The following is a 19,064-nucleotide window of genomic DNA, read 5'->3' as shown; positions in this document are numbered from 1 at the left end:
AACGACACCATCTTGTCGATGGGAAGACTTGTCGATCAATCCTGCGCCCAAGGTGTAATTGCGGACGTCCTACTGCATATCCTATTTTGCGAAAGTACCGATGAGTCTCATTGGAGGAACCGCTATTGCGAACCAGTGCATTGTCGTCGGCACAGGTTGTTCGAAATCGTCCTTCATTTATTGAGTGATCGCTATGAAAAAGCCAACTCGTATCGTTATCGTAGGTGGCGGAATCGCCGGGATTCTGCTTGCAACCAGACTCGGCGACCGGTTAGGCCGGTCGGGTGAAGCAAGCGTGACTTTGATCGACAGAAGCCCGACGCATATCTGGAAACCGATGCTGCACACGATTGCGGCAGGTACGCGCGATGTGAATCAGCAGCGTGTAATCTATCTTTCCCATGCGCGCGAACACAGCTTCACGTATCAGCCGGGAGAAATGTGCGGACTGGACCGACAACGACGTGAAGTTCAACTTGCCGCAATCGAGTCGCACGAGGGCGGCTTGATGCTCGAGAGGAGAACAGTTCCATACGATGTGCTGCTGCTGTCCATAGGCAGCCGCGCGAACGACTTCGGCGTGCCTGGAGTCCTCGAGCATTGCCATCTTATTGACAGTCAACAGCAGGCAGAGACATTCAACGTCGCATTGCGCGAGCATTCTCTTCGTTCCGTGGTGAAGGATGAGGAGCTCAGGATTGCGATCGTGGGCGCTGGTGCTACCGGGGTCGAGTTATCGGCCGAGCTCAGTCATCTTTTCGAGCTCGCGGCCAGCTACGGCGATCCTGCGATTACAGACAGGCTGCGCTTGACGCTTCTGGAGGCCGGACCACGCGTGCTTCCCGCCTTCCCTGCGGAGATCTCGTCAGCCAGCCAGCAACGGCTCGAGAAAATTGGCTTCCGCGTTCTGACCTCGACTGGAGTCTCCGCTGTGGAACCGGGAGGCTTTGTGTACGGAGACGCCAAGCTTGCCGAAGCGGATTTGATGGTATGGGCGGCAGGCGTGAAGGCTCCCGATTTCATGAACCGGCTTTCTGGCCTCGAGACCAACCGGTCGAACCAGATCGTGGTGTCGGGCACGCTGCAGGCTTTAGGCGACGAGAATATTTTCGTGCTCGGCGATTGCGCTTCGCTCACGCCGCAAGGTGCGCAGCGACCGCTGCCTCCTACTGCGCAGGTGGCCACTCAGCAGGCCGAGCACCTGGCGCGCCATTTGCCGGAATGGATCCTTCACAACAAGCCTCTTCCTCGCTTCGCATTCCGGGACTTCGGATCGCTCGTGTCATTGAGCGAGTACGACTCGTTCGGCACGCTGGGTCGTTTTGGATTGTTTCCTGGGGGGATCATTCGGGGCAAGCTTGCCCAGCTCAGTCACGCGATGTTGTACCGACGCCATCAGCAGGCGCTGCACGGTTTTCGCCGGGCAACTCTGCTCTGGACGGCGGAGCAGATCAACGGATTGGCTCAACCGGCGATTCGACTCGCTTGACGGGCTTTCGCGGTCCAGCAGCTGTTCATGTTCGCCGCTCTTTGGAGCGGCATGTTACTTTCCGATGCGAGCGACTTGAGAACGACGCTGCAGCGCAGCGTCGCTAATGAGGAAGAGCGTCGGAATTATATGCGACGTGCGGATTCCGTTGAGTTGAAGCCAACGCCGCGATTTGAATAGCCAAACGCTTCAACAGAGATCATCGCCGATGCATTTGCTGGAGCGGGGCGCTCGGCGGGGCGAAAGACGGCGTCGCCGCGGCGGATTGCACGCCGCGACACGACGCACACGCCCGGCGCATTCGCATGGCGAAGACGCCAGCGCTGCTCCCCATAGTGACATCGTCCAGGCTCCACCCAGCGAATGATGAGTGTGGTCTCGGACTGTTCGAGAATTTCGACCTGGACTCGTGCGTCGTCTAACGCAGCGTACTCTGACGTTTTCACTGGCGGCTCCTGGAATGGGGCTTTTTCGCTGGAATCGCGTGCTGTCACGCGTGGGGCGTGTCGATAACCTTGCCGCGGAAGATCGCATACTGGTGCAGGTTGTAGCCGATCATCACCGGGAACACGAGGCCGATTCCGGTCAACATGAACGCGAGGGTCAGGGTGTCCGACGCGGCTTGCAAGATCGTGAGCCGGCCCGGAATGAAGTACGGGTAGAGGCTAATCGCAAGGCCCGCGAACGACACGATGAAAAGCGTTATCGCCGCCCCGAAGGGCCCGCGGTCGCGTCCGCGATAGAGCGACGCCATGAGCCAGCCGTACGAGAGGACGGCGAGTACGCCGAGCACCGCAAGCGGGGCGAACACCCCGGGCTCGGCCCAGCGGGCATGGACCGCCACGCTGTCGAACCAGGTCGCCGCGGTGAGCACGATCGCGGCCGCGACGGTGAACTGTGCGCTCAACAGGGCCAACCGGCGGGCCCAACGTTCGAGCGGACCCACCGCCTTCCTGGCGAGCCACGTCGCGCCGAGCAGGCTGTAGCCGCTGACGACCCCGATGGCTGTCACCGTGATGAACGCCGTACTGGATCCGCCAGGCACGAACCCCGTGATCACCTTGCCGAGTACGATCCCCTGCGAGATGGCCGCGACGAGGCTGCCCACGCCGAACACGACGTCCCATAGGCTTCCGTGCTGCGCACTATGGCGGAATTCGATGGCTGCACCCCGCATGATCAGCCCGGCTATCATCGCCATGACGGGCAGATAGAGCGCTTGCATCAAGGCCGCGTAGGCAGCCGGGAACGCGCCGAACAGGGCGCCCCCGACCACGACCAACCATGTCTCGTTCGCATCCCACACGTGACCAATGGTTTGAACCATCACGTCCCGGTCTCCGCGATTTCTGCTCAGCAGAGTCAGCATACCGACACCAAGGTCGAATCCATCGGTCACGACGTAGAAGGCCAGCATCAGGCCGATCAGGCCGAACCACGTGAGGGCCAGCAGGGAATGAGTGGTGCTTTCCATCGGACGATCTCCCTTGAGTTGGAGAGGGAAGTTTCAGTATTCGGCCGCCATCGTTTGGGGCGTGATGCTCGTGGTCGTGGGCGGTGTGGCAGTGAGATCGGGACCGTTCTTCAGCCAACGCCGCGCGAGTACGAAGAAGCTGATGAGTAACACGACGTCGAACACGAAGAACATCGCCATGCTGGCCGTTACCGAGGACGCGGGCACCGCGGACACGGCTTGACTGGTTCGCAGCAGTCCGTAGACGACCCATGGCTGACGTCCCACCTCGCGTACGATCCATCCGGCCTCGACGGCCACGTAAGGCAGCGGGATGCACAGTACCCATGCGAGCAGGAGCTTGCGCTGCGCGAGAAGGCGCTGGAGGTTGCCGCGCGCTTTGTGCAGCGCATACGCGGTCCAGAGCGCGAGCAGCATGAACGCGAAGCCGATGCCGGCCATCACCCGGAACGCGTAGTAGAGGAGCGGCAGCATCGGCGGCTGGTCGGCGCGCGGGAAGTCCGTGAGACCCGAGACCCGTCCGTGCAGCGAGTGCGTGCCGAGAATGCTCAGGAGTCCCGGCACTTCGATCGACCAGTCATTACGCTGCTTTTGCTGATCGGGCCATGCAACGAGCGACCATGCGGCGCCTGTGCCCGGCTTGTTGGTCTGCCAGTGCCCTTCGATGGCGGCACCTTTTGCGGGTTGAGTCGCGAACACGCTGGTGCCGCTGGAGTCTCCCAGCCAGACCTGAAGCGGTGCAACGACGACGAGCACGCCCAGTGCGATCTTGAAGGAACGCGCAAAGAACTCAGGGTGCCTCCGGCGGAACAGGTGGTATGCCGAGATGCCTGCGATCACAAACATCCCGGTTTCGATCGCGGCCGTCCACATGTGAGAGACGGCCCACACCATGTCGGGGTTGAAGATGGCCGCTGCATAGTCCGTGATCACGAGCTTGCCGTTGAGGACGGTGATACCGGCGGGCGTCTGCATCCACGAATTGGCGACCATGATCCAGAATACGGAAATGCTGGATCCGAGCGCGACCATCGCCGTGGCAAAGACGTGGACGCCACGTGACACACGTCCCCAGCCGAGCATCATCACGCCGATGAATCCGGCTTCGAGCATGAACGCCATTGCGCCTTCAAAGCCAAGAATATTGCCGACGAACTGGCCACTGAATCGTGCGAAGCCGGACCAGTTGGTGCCGAACTGAAATTCCAGCGGAATGCCAGTGACCACGCCGACCGCGAAATTGAGCGCGAGCAGCTTACTCCAGTGGCGGGCGTGGCGGTAGTACATTACGTCGCCGGTGCGAATCCACAGTACTTCGATCAGCAGCAGGAATACCGACAGACTGACAGTGAGGATAGGCCACACGATGTGGAAGATCGTGGTCATCGCGAACTGCGCGCGCGAGAGTTGGAGTACGTCAGTGAGCATGATGACCGTCCCATTGCGGTGTGCGATTGGCTACGTTCGAGCGACGTCAGCATTGGGAGACGTTGCCCGTATAGAGCAACTTTAGGCCGTTGATGTTGCGCGGCTCAATTGCACGAAGGTGTAACGATACCGAGGCGCCGAAGGAAAGAAGGTCACCGAAACTGCTACCAAAGTGTAGTTGCGACTGTGGCCGGCGAGGCCTAAATTGGTTCGCAGGCTAAAGTTTCTGTCGCGAATGCCTGGGAGATGGCGGTCAGATCGGCTCGCTATACAAGCTCTGTCTTGGGGACTGTCCGGATGGTGCTTGCGGCGATCCGTCATGATGAAAAGCGAAATCTTCACCGCTATTGCGTCGCGCCTTTGTAGCGCTTACATCACAAGGCAGGTGCGACGCACCGTCCAGATCGCGACAAACGCCAGACAGTGGTCTGCCCTTGCCGGCGGCCCTATGACGCCGGCCGGTTACGTGATTCTCGCGTTCATGGTCGGTGCCATGCTTCTGGCCGCACTACTGACGACCTGTTGGGCGCGTGTTGGCATTGGCAGCGTATTCCGGGTGGGCTGCTGGTTTCCGTGAAGCCGGAGCGGCTTCGTCATTTTTGCCAATGTCGGACTTGCCGCGGCCGCATAGGACCTAGGCATCATCTTGCGTGCGTGCGCGGCGCGCTGCCTCCTGAACCGCGTGCACGAACGCGGCTGTGACCATACTCGTCACCAATATGCCCTGCACTCCGATCAGCACCGAATCGATCCGACCCACGACGGTGGTGGGCACCACGTCGCCGTAGCCGATCGTGAGCGCCGTGATGATGCAGAAGTAGAGGGCATCCCCAAACGACGATGGCGTTCTGCTTCCCGCTTCCATTGGACCGCCGGCGTAATACATTACCGCCGAAAGCAGAAGAAACAACACAAATAGCGCTGCGAGGGGCGCACGCAGGTACCAGAGGGTCCGCCCAAATTCTTCGAATACATGGCCAGCCTTCAGTGGGGCGGGCGCGGTAGGCCTAACTTTCTTCTCCATGGCTCATCTTCAACAGTCTTCGTTCACACGGCGAGGTTAGGCCGAGGGCGGGGGCGGATCCATTGCACGATGGTGTTAGTCACACCTTCGCATCCCAGCAAATACGTGTCTTGCACCCCAAGGTGTAATTGCGGCTGCGTTGGGGACGCCCTAGATTGGTTCGCAAGCCGCCACTCCAAACGAGCCCGCTTTTTCATGCACTGGCATGGCTCGTTTGTAGCGTCAGCCGTTTGCCCTCGAGGACCTGGAGCTGAGCAATGAATCGTAACCGCCACCAATCAGGCACTGAATACTGCGCACAACGTGCAGACGCCTATACATCGATTGACGTCGGGCTTGGCGGCTCGAATGACGAACCCGCTCTCGGTGCCCACCTGATCACTCAACGCCACGGCTACCAACATCACGGCATTTATGTCGGTAGCGGCATGGTCATTCACTATGCGGGTTTCGTGAAGTCCGTGCGTCGCGGCCCCATCGAGGAAGTCCCGCTCGACCAGTTCGCCGATGGTCACACAGTTGCCGTGCGTCGGCGTCCGTACCCGAAGTATTCCGGCCTCCAAGCCGTGCTGCGGGCCCGCTCGCGGCTCGGCGAAGACCGCTATCGCCTGCTGACGAACAATTGCGAGCACTTCTGCGCATGGTGTCTGGTTGGTGAAAGCCGCAGCGAACAGATCCATGCATTCCTCAAACATCCGGGCGCAGGCGTGCACGCGCTGCTGTGTCTCGTGAGCGCGCTCATCGGCATCCGGATCAAAACCGATCGCGCAGCGGTTACTGCGGCGTGAATCCCCCTCACTTGAGTTTGATACGGCCAAAGGCGCGAAGGAGGCCACCATGAGCCCGACCGAAATGACTCTGCACTGGGCCGTCGAGAAATGGCTCGCGCCCACGCTTGCGATGCGCGCGCATGTCGTGCGGGTCCGCCGCGCTGGTATGCATGGGCGCTGCGTGTGTGTCGAAGCGGTGCTTTCCGGTGGCCTGCTGTCGATTTTCTTTTTCCGTCACGACGACGGATCGTGGAATGTCTATCCGCCCGCGCAGGCGCGGCCGGCCATGTCCGCGTGGAGGTCTGTGTGATGAACCGCGGCGTTGGCAATGTGACGAAGCGCGTTCCCGGCGAGCACTACGTGTCGGGAGTCTCGGCGGCTGCCGACCACCTCGCGTCTAGATCGAAGCGCCTGCTCAAGGTGTCAGTCATTGTGGTCTGTTGCTGGACACTGATTGAGGCACCGCTGGAACTGAGCGGGTCGATCGATTCAACCTCACTGCTCGCTGTGGTTGCGTCGAAGGTACTGATTTGCCTCATTGGTTTCGCTGCCATCGTCCACCTGCGCTGGACCGGTCACGTCTTCGCATTCATTTGCGCAGCGAGTGTATTCGCCGTAGCACCGGCGTTACGTCTCGAGTACACGCGCAGTGTTGCCCTTGCTTTCGTCTCGACGGTCGAATGCCTCGGTAAAGCCGCATGTGTCGTGGCGTTCGTTCTGGCGTCGTGGAACGGAGACAGTGTCAGCGGACGATTGAGCGAAGGCCGCCCTGCGGCCAACGACCCGCAATGAGCCGCTCGATTGTCGTGAGTCTGTCATTCGCATTTGCGCCATCAATTCCGCTGTGGGGTGCAGCCTTTCCGGACTGGTGGTTCTGCATTCTCGGCGGCATCACGGGGACAATTCTCGTCCACCTCGCATTGAGCCGACGCGGTGCGATCGTGGCGCTCGCACCGCTCGCCGTCAGCTATCCGGCGCTGAGTGCGCTGCTTGCGATGACCGCCTGGTTGGCGTTTTTTCACCGTTGACGTGACCCGAAAATGACTGACGACGACGCTCGCGCTGCGCGGCACATGAAGAAGCTTCCTTCCGCTTTCGATTGTGCTGATTGCCATCGGCTTGCTGGTCGTGGTTCTGTGGCGGCTCGATCACGCACCGTCCGCCGACGACGCGTATGTGTACGCGGACACGATCAGCGTCGTTCCCGAAGTCAGCGGCCGGATCATCGACCTTCCCGTACGCGACAATCAGGCCGTCAAGCAAGGCGATCTGCTACTGCGCATCGACCCGCGCCCCTATCAGGCTGCGCTGGATCAGGTGCGCGCACGGCTCGACACGGTCAACAACCAGATCGTTTTGACGCAGCGTACGGTCCATGCGCAGCAATACAACGCGGATTCCGTGCAGGCTGCCGTCGAGCGGGCCCGCGCAGTGGCAAACCAGGCCGAGGACACACTGCGCCGCACCGAACCCTTGCTCGCGCAAGGCTATGTATCCGCCGAGGAAATCGATCGCGCACGTACTGCGCAGCGCTCCGCGCAGGCGGAACTCAATGCCGCGATGCGCGAGGCGCAGCAGGCTAGCGCGGCAGTTAGCGGCGTTGATGCGCTGGTCGCGCAGCGCGCGGAAGTCAGGGCACAAATTGCCCTTGCTGAGCTGAATCTCGAGTTCACGGAGGTGCATGCGCCGTTCGACGGTCGGGTGGTCTCGCTGCGCACGACGGTCGGGCAATTCGCATCGGCACTGAAGCCTGTTTTTACGTTGATCGATACGCGGCATTGGTATGTCGTCGCCAACTTTCGGGAAACGGAGTTGAAGGGCGTCCATGCAGGGACGCCTTCGACGGTGTACCTGATGAGCGACACCGCCAGACGTTTCACTGGCGCGGTCGATTCGGTCGGTTATGGCGTGCTGCCAGACGACGACGGCGGGGTGGAACAGGGTCTTCCGAGCGTGCAGCGCACCATCAAGTGGGTGCATGTATCGCAGCGCTTCCCGGTCAAGATCGCCGTGCGCAATCCCGATCCCGAGCTGTTCCGCATCGGTACTTCGGCGGTCGCAACGCTCAACCGCTGTGACCTTGGCCGTCGGTAATGCGATTCTTGTGCTGAAGCTGACGTTCGATTATCCGTTGCTGAGAATCCTGCTGTCGGCAGCACTGTTCTTCGCTAGCGCTTACCTGATGCGGGTGGCAAACATCGGCGCTGCTTTCTTTGTCGTGGGCATTGTAGAGATCTATTTTCAGTCGTTCGTCGACCTGACCGATCACGCGGAGGCGCTCGTACGCATTGCGCTATGGCGCTAAGGCCGCGTTTTATCCGAGCTTCGACGTCAAGGCGTTTTTTGGCCTCAACGCGCTGCACCTCGCGGACCTCTTTACACATGCCAGTCAGCAGATCAATCTGATTCCCGGTCTGTATCTGCCGATCTTTCGACGGCGGCCGGCTCAACGCCAACCTGAGCGGCGCGCGCACGGCGAGCAACACACTCATCGCGCAGTACAACGAGGCCGTACTGAACGCCGTGCGCGACGTAGCCGCAACGGGTAGCAGACTTCAGGACCTCGACCAGGAAGCCGTGCTGCAGGCACAGAAAATCGACGCGGTGTCGTTCGCCGAGGCCAGTGCGCAGGCTCACTATGAAAGGGGCGTTGCGAGCCGACTGACGGCAATGGACGCTCGCCAGGCAGTGTTGCTCGAACGCATCTCCGTGCTGCAGCTCGACGGGCAGCGCCTGAGTCAGGCGATTGCGCTGTCGAAAGCGCTAGGAGGAGGCTATCGCGACGAGGCACCTGTTGAATTGCGGGTAAGGTGACCTAGCCTTCACGCCCGTGTGTGCTCTGGGTTAGTCGTCCCGCGATGTTGACGAGTTCGGGGAGCGAGCGCGCGTCCATCTTTCGCATCACGTGTCGGCGGTGCACCTTCACTGTGATCTCGCTGATGCCCAGTTCGGCTCCGACCTGTTTGTTCAGCAGGCCGGATACCACTAACGCCATGACCTCCCGCTCGCGTCGACTGAGTGAGGCGTAGCGATCACGGATCGACTGCATCCCGGCTTCTTCGGTCAACGCCGCGCGGCTGCGCTCGAGCGCGTGCCGGATGGCGTCGAGCAGCACCTGGTCGTCGAACGGCTTGGTGAGAAATTCGGCCGCTCCCGCTTTCATGGCTCGCACCGTCATCGGCACGTCGCCGTAGCCGGTGATGAAGATGATCGGCATGTCGGTACGTTCGGAAGCAATCAGATTTTGCAGGTCGAGGCCGCTGAGATCGGGCAGGCTGACATCCAGCACCAGACAGTTCGGGACCATCGCGCGCGTGCGTCCGAGAAAGTCCTGGGCGCAAGCAAAGGTCTCTGCCCTTAGACCAGCAAAGCGAATCATGGCTTCGAGCGACTCACGCACCGAGACATCGTCATCGACGACGAAGACGACCGGCGTGGCTTGCGCCGACGACGATTTCGAGGCGGCTTCAACTGCACGAGCGGGTATCATTTTGAACTCCATTCACAGGCCCCGGGGTGAATCATTCGACCTTGAGCGCGGCCTGGATCGCCCCCAGAAGGGCGGTGTCGCTGAAGGGTTTGAGCAGACAATCGACGGCACCTTGTTCGAGCATGCGCGGGCGCAGCACCTCGTCCCCATGCGCCGTGATGAAGACGATCGGAATGGCTTCCCGGCGCCGCTTGAGCTCGTGCTGCAGCTCGTCGCCGGACATGCCTGGCATGGCGACGTCGAGGATCAGGCAGCGCACTTCGCCGGCGCATCCGGAGGCCAGAAATTCTTCTGCCGACCCAAATGCCCGGGTTGCGAAGCCGAACATATGCAGCAGGTCGGGCAGCGATTCGCGCACCGACTCGTCATCGTCGACCACCGCGATAAGCGGGCGCTCTGTCATCACGAATTCCTTTAGGGTCGCTCCGCGTCCGCGCGCGCGGACTGTCCTGTGGGCGCGGACCGCTCGGCGGCGGCCACGCTGTCCGCCCGACACGGAATGGCGAAAGTAAATGTGGCGCCGCGGTCTTTGTTCGGGGAGGCCCACAACCGGCCGTCGAGGCTTTCGATGATGCAACGGCTCACGGACAGGCCGATGCCCATGCCTTCCCGCTTGGTCGTAAAAAGCGGATCGAAGAGCTTGCCGGCCAGCTGCGGGTCGATGCCCACGCCCGAATCGGTCACAGAGAGCCGCACGTGGTCGCCATCGTCGCGCTCGATGCTCACCAATATCTGCCGTGGCCGGTCTTCGACGCCATTCATCGCCTCCACGGCGTTGACAAGCAGGTTGAGCACCACCTGCTGGAGCTGGATCTTGTCCCCGGCGACAGGCGGTAGATCGTCCGCCGTCTTCAGATGCAGCACGATCCGCTTGTTGCGAATCTCGCCTTGCAGCAGATCAATCACCTCCCGAGTCGCTTCGACCAGATCGAGCGTATCGGTCGTGATGGATTTGTTGCTGAACAGCGCGCGCAGGCGTTTCATCACCTCGGATGCGCGCTGCCCGTCGCGGATCGTGCGTCGTACCGTCTCGAGCGCGCCTTCCACATTGGGCGGTTCTGCACTCAGCATGCGCAGACCGGTGCTGGCGTTGGTCACGATTCCAGTCAGCGGCTGGTTGATCTCGTGCGCGATCGAGGCCGTCAACGCGCCTTGACTGTTGAGCCGGCTCAGATGGGCCAATTCGGCGCGCAACGCGAGAAGCGCATCTTCGGACGCCCGACGCTCCGTCATGTCCTGCGCGGCGCCGATGTAGTCCAGCGAGCCTTGCGGGTCGCGCGTGGCGTGCGCCTGTATGTGAATGTGCCTGACCGGGCCGTTGGGCAGCAGCAGGCGGATTTCGAACTCCAGATCTTTGCCTTCTCGCGCCTGCTCGATCATTTCGTCAAGTAGATGGCGGTCGCCAGGGTGGAAGCGGGAGGCGATCGTGTCTATCGTAATCGGCACCCCCGGTTCGATCCCGAAGATGCGATAAAGCTGATCTGACCACGTGAACGCGCCGGTTTCAAGGTGCCAGCAGAAGCTTCCGCTCGAACTGAGCTGCTCCACTTTGGCCATCAGCGCCGCGCTTTGGCGTAAGCGCTCATCAGCCTCCTGACGCGCAGCGATGCTATGTGCCCGCTCGATAGCGATACTCGCGATGTGCGTGAACTGTGCGATCAGTTCGCGCTGGATCGGCGTGGGATCGCCGGGAGCAGACCGAAACAGAGTGAACGTTCCCAGCACTTCGTCGGTACGCGACAGGATCGGCGTCGCCCAGCAGGAACGCAGTCCATGCGCGAGGCTCCGCTCGCGCCACGCCCTGGTCCAGCGCGCGTCCGACGCGACATCGGGCACGATCACCTGCGCCTTGAGGGACACCGCCATGCCCAGCGGGCCGGAGTCAGAGGAGGTGGCACGCGTACCGGCACGAGGGAGGAAACGCTTCGGGAGACCGGGAGACCCCAGATGAACGCACCCAGTGTCGTGTGTCTCCCGAAAGGTGACCATGCAGACGCAGTCGGTCGCGATCTCTTCGACCAGTCGGCATAGGTCGTCGAGAACGTTCGGCAAAGGCTGCCCTGTCGCGACCATCTCCAGCAGGCGATTCTCGCCCTCGAGCAGCGCCTCGGCACGCTTGCGATCATCGATATCCGTCTGAAGGAAATACCAGAGAGCGATTCGGCCCTCGTTATCGCGCAACGGAAAGCCTTGCACGCGGAACCATCGGTAGATGCCATCGGCACGGCGATGGCGCGACTCCGCATCATAGGGCTCGCCGGTGCTGATCGACGCCCGGAACCGGGCGATCACCGCCGCCCGGTCATCGGGGTAGGTCAGGGTGTTGGTTTTCCATCCCCGCAACTCCTCGAGCGTCGAGCCGGAAAATTCGAGCGTATGACGGTTGGCATGCAAGACGTCCCCGTCGGGCGAGAAAAGGATGACCCGGGTGGGGAGGCCATCGACGATCAGTTCGAAGCGCTGTTCCTGCGCGCGCAGCGCAGCTTCGGTCTGCTTGCGGTCCTCGATGTCCGAGTTGATCCCACACCACTTTACGGCTTGACCGGTAGCATCGGTAATCGGACTGGCTCGGCATGTGAACCAGCGATACACGCCATCGAAGCGACGCATGCGCGCTTCCGCCTCGCCCCGCTCGCCGGAGGCGAGGACGGTTCGCCAGGCTTCGATCAGCCCCGGCCGATCATCGGGATGGAACGCCGTCTGCCAGCCTTCGCCCGACGCTTGCTCGACGGAAAGCCCCGTATATTCGCACCAGCGTCGATTGACGAACTCGATGCGGCCGTCAGGGAAGGCTGTCCAGACCAACCCGGGGAGCGCATCCACAGTACGACTGAGTTCGTTTTCCATCGCGACCCCATTCTACAGCGTGCCTCACGATACAACGATCGGCTTTTGGGAACCGGGAGTCAATATACCTTGGTGTCGGTTTGGGTCGGCTTATGCTGAAACGGCCGGATTGATGGGCAACGTGAATTGAAAGATCGCACCGCGGTCGGGGGCGTTGCTCGCCCACAGGCGGCCGCCATGTGCCTCGACGATCGAATTGCAGATCGGCAGCCCCATGCCCATTCCGCTGGCCTTGGTCGTATAAAACGGCTCGAAGAGGCGCTCGAGGTTCTCCGGGGCGATACCCGGGCCGGAGTCGCGCACGGACACGCGGACGACGCCTGGCTCGATCACCGCGGTGTCGATCGTCAATTCGCGCGGCCCTTTGTCAACCGCACTCATTGCATCGATGGCGTTGATAATGAGATTCAGGATCACCTGCTGTATTTGCACGCGGTCGCCCTTGACGGGCGGTAAATCCTCCGCAAGCCGCGGCCGCACGGAAACGCCGTTCCGGTTAGCCTCGCCGGACGTGAGCGCCATCACCTCGCGGATCGCTTCGTTGATCTCCACGATCTCATTGCTCATAGGGGCCTTGATGACAAGGCCATGAATCCGCTTGATTACCTCGCCCGCGCGTCGCGCGTCACGGACGATGCGATCGAACGCCAGGCGGGCCTCCCCGACATTGGGTGGGTCGAGACCCAGGAAGCGCAGACCTGTCGACGCATTGACGGTCGTCGCAGCAATCGGCTGCTTCATTTCGTGGCTGATCGACGCTGCGAGTTGCCCAATGGCAGTGACGCGGTTCGCATGCGCGAGCTCGAGCTGCATCTGGCGCGCCTGAGCTTCCGCCCGTTTGAGCTCGCTCAGATCGAGCACAAACGCGATAGCTTGAGTCGCGTTCTCGCCGAGCATGGCAATGCCGACCAGCACCGGCACGCGGCTGCCATCCTTCCTGAAGTACTCTTTCTCGTAGGGCTGTAATATCCCGGTCTTCTCCAGCTTCTCCCATTCAACACCGCTGCGCTCGAGCCACTCAGGCGGCGTCAGGTCCCTCCATCTCAGACGCCCCACGAGCAGATCGTCATGGCCGTATCCCAACATACGAAGGAACGCGTCATTGGCTTCGAGGATCCGACCTTCGAGATCCCCGATCAGAATCCCGACGATGTTGGAATCGACGAGGCGCCGGATTTTCGCTTCACGTTCTGCAAGGTCGCGGTACAGTCGCGCGTTTTCCAATGCGATCGCCGCCTGCGAGGCGAGCAGCTTCAGCAGGGCGATGCGCTTCGGAGCGAATACGCCGGGCGCGAGGTTGTTCTCGAGGTAGAGCACACCGATCAGCCCGGCCTGCTTGAGCAACGGCAGACAAAGGACGGAGCGAGCGCATTTCTGGCGGATATAGGGGTCGCCGGAGAAGCGGTTTTCGGCTGAGGCATCGTCAATGATGACAGGTTCACGCGTGCTTGCGACGTAGCGCAAGAGCGAGTCCGGCAAGGCCACCGGTCTCGGTGGCTGTTGCTGCAATTGCACGATGACCCGGCCACCTTGAATGGTGGCTTCGGCCTCGACGCGCTGCAGGGCGCCCTGTGGAAGGATCAACAGACCGCGTTCGGCGCCAGCATGCTCGATTGCAGTCGTCATCAAGGACTTGATCAGGTTTTCGAGCACCATTTCGCCTGAGATTGCCTGAGCCGTCTTCACGATGGTCGCGAGATCCAGTTGCTCGCCGCGTTCCTCGATGGTCACGCGTGAGACAGGCGCGGCTTCGGGTTTGCTCAAGGGGTAGAGCCGATCCAGTTGTTCGACCTTGCCGTGCGCGCCCCATTGGGAATAGCAGTCCCGCGCCTCACGCAAATAAGCGTACGCGGCGCGTTCGAGGCCAGCGGCAAAGCAGCATTGCGCAGCGAGCTCGTTGGCCAGTGCCTGATCCTGGACGAATCCCTGCTCGCCTGCCGAGCGGGCTGCATGCTCATAGAACCGCATGGCCTGCATTGCGTGCCCGTTCAGACGGGCCAGTTCGGCGCGCAGCAGCAGATGCTTGTGCGCAAACGTGATCGGGCAGCTTTTCGCCCATCTTGCGAACGCCTCGATATTTGCGGTGATGTCGGCCCTGATCTGCGCTTGTCGATCAGCAGATGCAGAGCCGTGAACCGCGGCGAGCGTGAGCGAATGATAAAGGCAGTAGTTCGCGAACTGGATGTGGCAGCGTCCGGACCAAAGCAGTGGTTTGGCCTTGTCGGCGCACGCGAGCGCCTTCTCAGGTTCGCCCATCAGGAAGTGGCGCTGGATCTGCAAAATCCAGTGGAAGCAGTTGACCACGGCAATGCCGCCTTCCGTGATTTGAGCATCGATCGCGGCGTCCTCCATCACCGTCGGGTCGCGGGTGCGGCCGCGAAGCCTCTGGATGAAATGTTGGATGCTGGACAGAATATCGTGCACGTGACGGAAGTGGATTCGTTTCACGAACTCGATTGCGTTGATCGAATCGAGCCACGCCTCATCGAGGCGATAGCCGCGTGCCAGAAGGTCCGTCAGCCGATGTTCGAGGCTGAAGCTGGCATAGATGACTTCGCCTGTTTTTTGCGCATATCGCATGGCAGTATCGACGCACCCTAATGCGACCTCGATCGGTTGCGTCCAGAGAACCGCCATTTGCAAGAAAAAGTGCGCGGCCACTTGTTGAGCGGCGAAACTATGCTTCTCCGCCACGGCGACCGACAACCGGGCGAACGCCTCGCCGTCCCGGTATCGGTGGAAGAATGGACCTAGAAGAATGGAGATGAACGCATAGGCGATGACAGCCGATTCGGTCGTGCCGTATTGCAGCGTCACGACTACCATTCGGCAGGCGATCGTCTGGGCGAGGTTCATATCGGTGAAATAGGCGGTCTGCCCTAGCATATGGAAGATCTGCATGACCTCTCGCATCTCGGGGTCTTCCATCATCGGGAGGTCAAGGAGGCTTTCAATCGGGCGCGCGCCGAGGCGCATGAAGACGACATCGTACTCTGCGGATAATTCGTCGTCCGTAGGATGACATGGCAAGTCGATGCCGAACATTTCCAGACATTCTCGAGCGGTTCTGACTGCGGACGCGTTGTCGGCATTCACCAGCTGCAGGACCATCCTGAGCCGGTAGGCCTCGGCGCGGTGGATTTTCGATCGCGCTCGAAGCAATATGTCATCGATCCATCGGGTGGCTTCGCTGAAATGGGAGAGTAGAAACTCGCATTCGGCCCGTTCGAACCAGACGCTGAAGGTCAACTCGTAACAGTCGTCCCACCCTTGCTGCGAAAGCAGCGACGCAGCGGCCGCGAGATAATTGCAAGCCGAACGATACGCGGTTGAGCCCTTCGCCTTCTTCGCGGCATTGAAGTTGAGGGTCGCTGCGCGATGTCGTTCGGACCGTTCGATCATCAGCTCGGATCCATGATTCAATTGGTTCACGAGATCAAAAATCCTGGTCGCAATGTCCGCTTCATCGAGCTTCGACAAAAGCAGGCGGCCAATGCGCAGGTGATGCTCTGCGCGGGATTCGGTCGGAATCAGTGCGTAGGCGGCTTCTTGCACCCGGTCATGGAGAAACTTGAAGCTGCGGTCCATGGAAACGATCGCGCCGGCCCGGACGGCATCGAGGAAATCCGCATGGACTGCGGCCTCGGAACCGCCCCAGACCTTCGCCAGGGTGCTGAAGTCGGCCTGGTTGCCGAGGCACGCCAGCATCTTCAACGCGTCCTGTGCACGAGGCGAGAGCCTCTGCAGTCTGCGGATCATCAGCTCTACGACGTTTTCGGTGAAGCCCTTCGCGTCGATGTGTTCGAGATTCCACCGCCACGAGGCTGAATCCGGCTCGAACTCGAGAAGACCTTCCTCAACGAGATTGGTCAATAGCTGGCCCGCGAAGAATGGGTTGCCGCCGGTTTTTCGGTGTACCAGTCTGGCTAGAGGCAAAGCCTTCTCGCGCGTGCATCGGAAAGCGTCGCAAAGCAGTTCGCCGAAGTCCTCCGGCGATAGCGGGCCGAGTACGATCTCATGCACCTTCGTCCCGGCCTCGCGAATCGAACGGAGCATATCCATCAGCGGATGTCCGGGCGCGACTTCGTTGTCGCGATACGCGCCGATCAATAGCAAGTGATGCGCGTCAGTATGCGTGATTAGATATTCGACCACCGTTAATGTCGCCGGATCGAGCCACTGTAGATCGTCCAGGAAAATCACAAGCGGATGCTCGGCGCGCGCGAACACGCCAACAAACTTTTGAAAGACGGATTGAAACCTCAATTGGGTTTCCAGTGGCGAGAGAACGGGAACGGGAGGCTGGGGCCCGATCAAGCTCGCGAGTTCGGGAATCAGATCGGTCAGCAATCGCCCGTGCTGGCCAACGGCTTCTGCGATAGCGTCGCGCCAGCGCACAATTTCGGCATCCTGGCCGTTCAGGATTTGTCGGATCAGGTCGGCAAATGCCTGGGCCAATGTGGAGTAGGGGATGTCTCTCAGGCGCAGGTCGAATTTTCCCGAGATGAAGATACCCCGGGGCAGCACGATCACCTTGTGCAGCTCATTGACGACGGAGGATTTTCCAATTCCCGAGTAGCCGGATACGAGGACCAGCTCCCGCGTGCCTTGCGTCGCGACGCGATCGAACGCATCCAGAAGCGTCGCGATTTCACTGCGGCGCCCGTAGAGCTTCTCGGGGATCAAAAGCTGTCGCGTCGTATCGTGCGTTCCGAGCGGGAAAGGATCGATCCGATGAGCGGCTTGCCATTCAGTTAGGCATTTTCTGAGGTCCCACTCAAGGCCAGCTGCGGTTTGATAGCGATCCTCGGCGGGTTTCGACAGCAGTTTCATCACGATGGCCGAGAGCGGGGCAGGGATGCCTGAGACGCGCTCATCCGGTTTGACGGGCTGTCGCGCGATGTGGCAGTGCACCCATTCCAGCGGATCCAGCGCAGTGAAAGGCAGGGCTCCGGTCAACATCTCATACAACGTGACCCCGAGCGCGTAGAGATCGCTGCGCGAATCGATCGACCGGTTCATCCGGCCGGTCTGCTCGGGTGCCATGTACGCGAGGGTTCCCGCGATCAATTCGGGATGTTCCGGGCTCTGGCGTTCGCGCGGAAGTCGCGAGGCGATGCCGAAGCCGGTGAGCCTAACCTCGCCCGTTGCGTCGTTCACCAGGATATGCGCCGGCTTGATGTCCTTGTGGATGAGGCCGCGCTGATGGGCCTTGCCCAAAGCATTGACGATGTCGATGGCGAGCTGCAGGAAGCGTTCCAGTCGAAGGGGAGTGCTGATCAGCCGGTCGAGCGGAGCGGCGCCCGAATCTTCCAGCACCAGCACGGTCTGACTGCCCTCAGACACGAGTTCGAGCGGCCGTGCGGCCCAATCGCCGGAAAGCTCTTCCTTCAGTTGATATTCGTGCGCCAGCCGTTCGAGGCTCGCGGACGTGCAGCCGGTAGCCAAAGGCCGCAACTCCATGACCGAAGTCGGCGCGCCATCCGGGGTCAGGCGCGAGGCGCGCGAAAAGATTCGCTCGCCATCCTCCCATAAGACCTGGCTGCTATCTGCAATCGAGTGGGACCGAGGCTCAGATGACATGCTCTGGAGGAATCGCTTTCCTGACGGAGGCCAAAATCATGGCTTCCGTGTTTTGCAGCGCGGATACCGCGCAATACTTGGACGATAGACGGCATCGTCTGCCCGAGTGACTTGCCCGCTCAGTGCTCGAATAGTTTCCGCTTTTGTGCGCAGCGCAACGTCGCCAGAACGGTTCGCCTTAGCGGCACGCTGCCGCATCGCTCCATGCGACGGTGGCGGGCAAGCGGCTTTAGCAGTGCAACCAGCTTGTTCACATGACCGAGCACCTTACCGATGATGTCATGGTCCGCAGACATTTTTCGGGTTATGCCGTATGACCGTTGATTCGAATGGTAGCAGAAGCATAAAGGCACTTCCGCGCGAGAGAACACCTGGCGTAGAGCTTCTCCGGCTCGCGACTTATGCAGTCACTGAAAAGATTCATCGATTGCATGAGAGGTGAGCTATTTCGGGCAGTGGACGCTCGGCCAGAGAGGGAGACTGCGATTGTTTGCAACGCGGCGAAAAGCTCGCCAGGTCGGAGCGCGGTTTCTTTGGCGCGGGGCGCCACGTGCTTTCACTGCATACATAATTGCATTTGGCCATATGAGCTATAAATTACCTAATTGTTGATTAAAAATTTCTATATGAATGGCCGCACCCGGCCGCAGGTGTGGCGCGATCAGGTTGGCCGGCTCGAGCGCTCCCACGATCTGCTCGACCGAATACTGTTTGCGTTTCATCGCCACGCGCTCATTTCGCCTCTACGGCCAGGATGTGTCTAGCAAGGTTGCATTCGAAAGAAGGTATGCATCAGCAGCTAATCGAGACTGCATTGGTCGCTTGGGCGCCTAAAACCGGCGATAGCCTATCCTGCTGTAAGGACTTTCGCTGTATGTCAACTACGGTTTATGGGCCGTGGATGATCGTCTTCGTTTGTGTTTTGATGCACACGGGGTACTCAATCTATTTGCGCTTTC

The 19,064-nt window shown here is 60.7% G+C and carries 18 protein-coding genes; 9 read left to right on the top strand and 9 right to left on the bottom strand.

Features of this window, described 5'->3' with window-relative positions; all coding sequences use genetic code 11:
• The first annotated feature begins 193 nt into the window (after positions 1-193).
• Entirely contained in the window at positions 194-1,489 is a 1,296-nt protein-coding gene (locus tag AB3X96_RS20340) for an NAD(P)/FAD-dependent oxidoreductase (RefSeq protein ID WP_368591090.1), read from the top strand.
• A gap of 125 nt (positions 1,490-1,614) precedes the next feature.
• Here AB3X96_RS20340 and AB3X96_RS20335 read toward each other — a convergent pair whose 3' ends face one another.
• Genes AB3X96_RS20335 through AB3X96_RS20325 form a run of 3 tightly spaced genes read right to left on the bottom strand, consistent with a single transcriptional unit; the run spans position 1,615 to position 4,391 of the window.
• Positions 1,615-1,935 (bottom strand): DUF3331 domain-containing protein, encoded by a 321-nt coding sequence (locus AB3X96_RS20335; RefSeq protein ID WP_368591089.1) that lies wholly within the window; start codon positions 1,933-1,935, stop codon positions 1,615-1,617.
• 44 nt (positions 1,936-1,979) lie between these two features.
• Complete coding sequence (locus AB3X96_RS20330; RefSeq protein ID WP_368591088.1) at positions 1,980-2,963, bottom strand: cytochrome d ubiquinol oxidase subunit II; 984 nt, start codon at positions 2,961-2,963, stop codon at positions 1,980-1,982.
• Positions 2,964-2,996: 33 nt separating this feature from the next.
• Positions 2,997-4,391, bottom strand: coding sequence for a cytochrome ubiquinol oxidase subunit I (locus AB3X96_RS20325; RefSeq protein WP_368591087.1), 1,395 nt, complete (start codon positions 4,389-4,391; stop codon positions 2,997-2,999).
• A 319-nt stretch (positions 4,392-4,710) separates the two neighbouring features.
• On the opposite strand from AB3X96_RS20325, the gene AB3X96_RS20320 reads away from it, so the two are divergent.
• Positions 4,711-4,968: a hypothetical protein gene (locus tag AB3X96_RS20320; RefSeq protein ID WP_368591086.1), complete on the top strand. Its 258-nt coding sequence runs from the start codon at positions 4,711-4,713 to the stop codon at positions 4,966-4,968.
• A gap of 57 nt (positions 4,969-5,025) precedes the next feature.
• Here AB3X96_RS20320 and AB3X96_RS20315 read toward each other — a convergent pair whose 3' ends face one another.
• Entirely contained in the window at positions 5,026-5,415 is a 390-nt protein-coding gene (locus AB3X96_RS20315; protein ID WP_368591085.1) for a potassium channel family protein, read from the bottom strand.
• A 257-nt stretch (positions 5,416-5,672) separates the two neighbouring features.
• Here AB3X96_RS20315 and AB3X96_RS20310 point away from each other — a divergent pair, with 257 nt between their 5' ends.
• The 7 genes from AB3X96_RS20310 to AB3X96_RS20280 all read left to right on the top strand — a co-directional run bounded on the left by AB3X96_RS20310 (position 5,673) and on the right by AB3X96_RS20280 (position 8,999).
• On the top strand, positions 5,673-6,203 hold the full coding sequence (locus AB3X96_RS20310) for a lecithin retinol acyltransferase family protein (protein ID WP_368591084.1): 531 nt from the start codon (positions 5,673-5,675) through the stop codon (positions 6,201-6,203).
• Positions 6,204-6,252: 49 nt separating this feature from the next.
• Entirely contained in the window at positions 6,253-6,495 is a 243-nt protein-coding gene (locus tag AB3X96_RS20305; protein ID WP_368591083.1) for a hypothetical protein, read from the top strand.
• On the top strand, positions 6,495-6,977 hold the full coding sequence (locus AB3X96_RS20300; protein ID WP_368591082.1) for a hypothetical protein: 483 nt from the start codon (positions 6,495-6,497) through the stop codon (positions 6,975-6,977). The genes AB3X96_RS20305 and AB3X96_RS20300 overlap by 1 nt, the downstream gene beginning before the upstream one ends.
• Positions 6,974-7,213: a YtcA family lipoprotein gene (locus AB3X96_RS20295; RefSeq protein WP_368591081.1), complete on the top strand. Its 240-nt coding sequence runs from the start codon at positions 6,974-6,976 to the stop codon at positions 7,211-7,213. The genes AB3X96_RS20300 and AB3X96_RS20295 overlap by 4 nt, the downstream gene beginning before the upstream one ends.
• Before the next feature lie 70 nt (positions 7,214-7,283).
• On the top strand, positions 7,284-8,279 hold the full coding sequence (gene mdtN / locus AB3X96_RS20290) for a multidrug transporter subunit MdtN (RefSeq protein ID WP_368591292.1): 996 nt from the start codon (positions 7,284-7,286) through the stop codon (positions 8,277-8,279).
• Between the two features lie 10 nt (positions 8,280-8,289).
• Complete coding sequence (locus tag AB3X96_RS20285) at positions 8,290-8,490, top strand: hypothetical protein (RefSeq protein ID WP_368591080.1); 201 nt, start codon at positions 8,290-8,292, stop codon at positions 8,488-8,490.
• Between the two features lie 218 nt (positions 8,491-8,708).
• Positions 8,709-8,999, top strand: coding sequence for a hypothetical protein (locus tag AB3X96_RS20280; protein ID WP_368591079.1), 291 nt, complete (start codon positions 8,709-8,711; stop codon positions 8,997-8,999).
• Position 9,000: 1 nt separating this feature from the next.
• Here AB3X96_RS20280 and AB3X96_RS20275 read toward each other — a convergent pair whose 3' ends face one another.
• The 5 genes from AB3X96_RS20275 to AB3X96_RS20255 all read right to left on the bottom strand — a co-directional run bounded on the left by AB3X96_RS20275 (position 9,001) and on the right by AB3X96_RS20255 (position 18,827).
• On the bottom strand, positions 9,001-9,675 hold the full coding sequence (locus AB3X96_RS20275; RefSeq protein ID WP_368591078.1) for a response regulator transcription factor: 675 nt from the start codon (positions 9,673-9,675) through the stop codon (positions 9,001-9,003).
• Positions 9,676-9,706: 31 nt separating this feature from the next.
• Complete coding sequence (locus AB3X96_RS20270) at positions 9,707-10,078, bottom strand: response regulator (protein ID WP_368591077.1); 372 nt, start codon at positions 10,076-10,078, stop codon at positions 9,707-9,709.
• 11 nt (positions 10,079-10,089) lie between these two features.
• Positions 10,090-12,522 carry a PAS domain-containing protein gene (locus tag AB3X96_RS20265; RefSeq protein ID WP_368591076.1) on the bottom strand — a complete coding sequence of 811 codons (2,433 nt, stop codon included), beginning with the start codon at positions 12,520-12,522 and terminating at the stop codon, positions 10,090-10,092.
• Positions 12,523-12,612: 90 nt separating this feature from the next.
• Positions 12,613-17,970 carry an AAA family ATPase gene (locus tag AB3X96_RS20260; RefSeq protein WP_368591075.1) on the bottom strand — a complete coding sequence of 1,786 codons (5,358 nt, stop codon included), beginning with the start codon at positions 17,968-17,970 and terminating at the stop codon, positions 12,613-12,615.
• A gap of 725 nt (positions 17,971-18,695) precedes the next feature.
• Positions 18,696-18,827 carry a hypothetical protein gene (locus tag AB3X96_RS20255; RefSeq protein WP_368591074.1) on the bottom strand — a complete coding sequence of 44 codons (132 nt, stop codon included), beginning with the start codon at positions 18,825-18,827 and terminating at the stop codon, positions 18,696-18,698.
• Between the last annotated feature and the right edge of the window lie 237 nt (positions 18,828-19,064).

Source organism: Paraburkholderia sp. BR13439, assembly GCF_040948805.1.
Lineage (GTDB): Bacteria > Pseudomonadota > Gammaproteobacteria > Burkholderiales > Burkholderiaceae > Paraburkholderia > Paraburkholderia youngii.
This window is presented reverse-complemented; position numbering and strand designations above follow the sequence as displayed.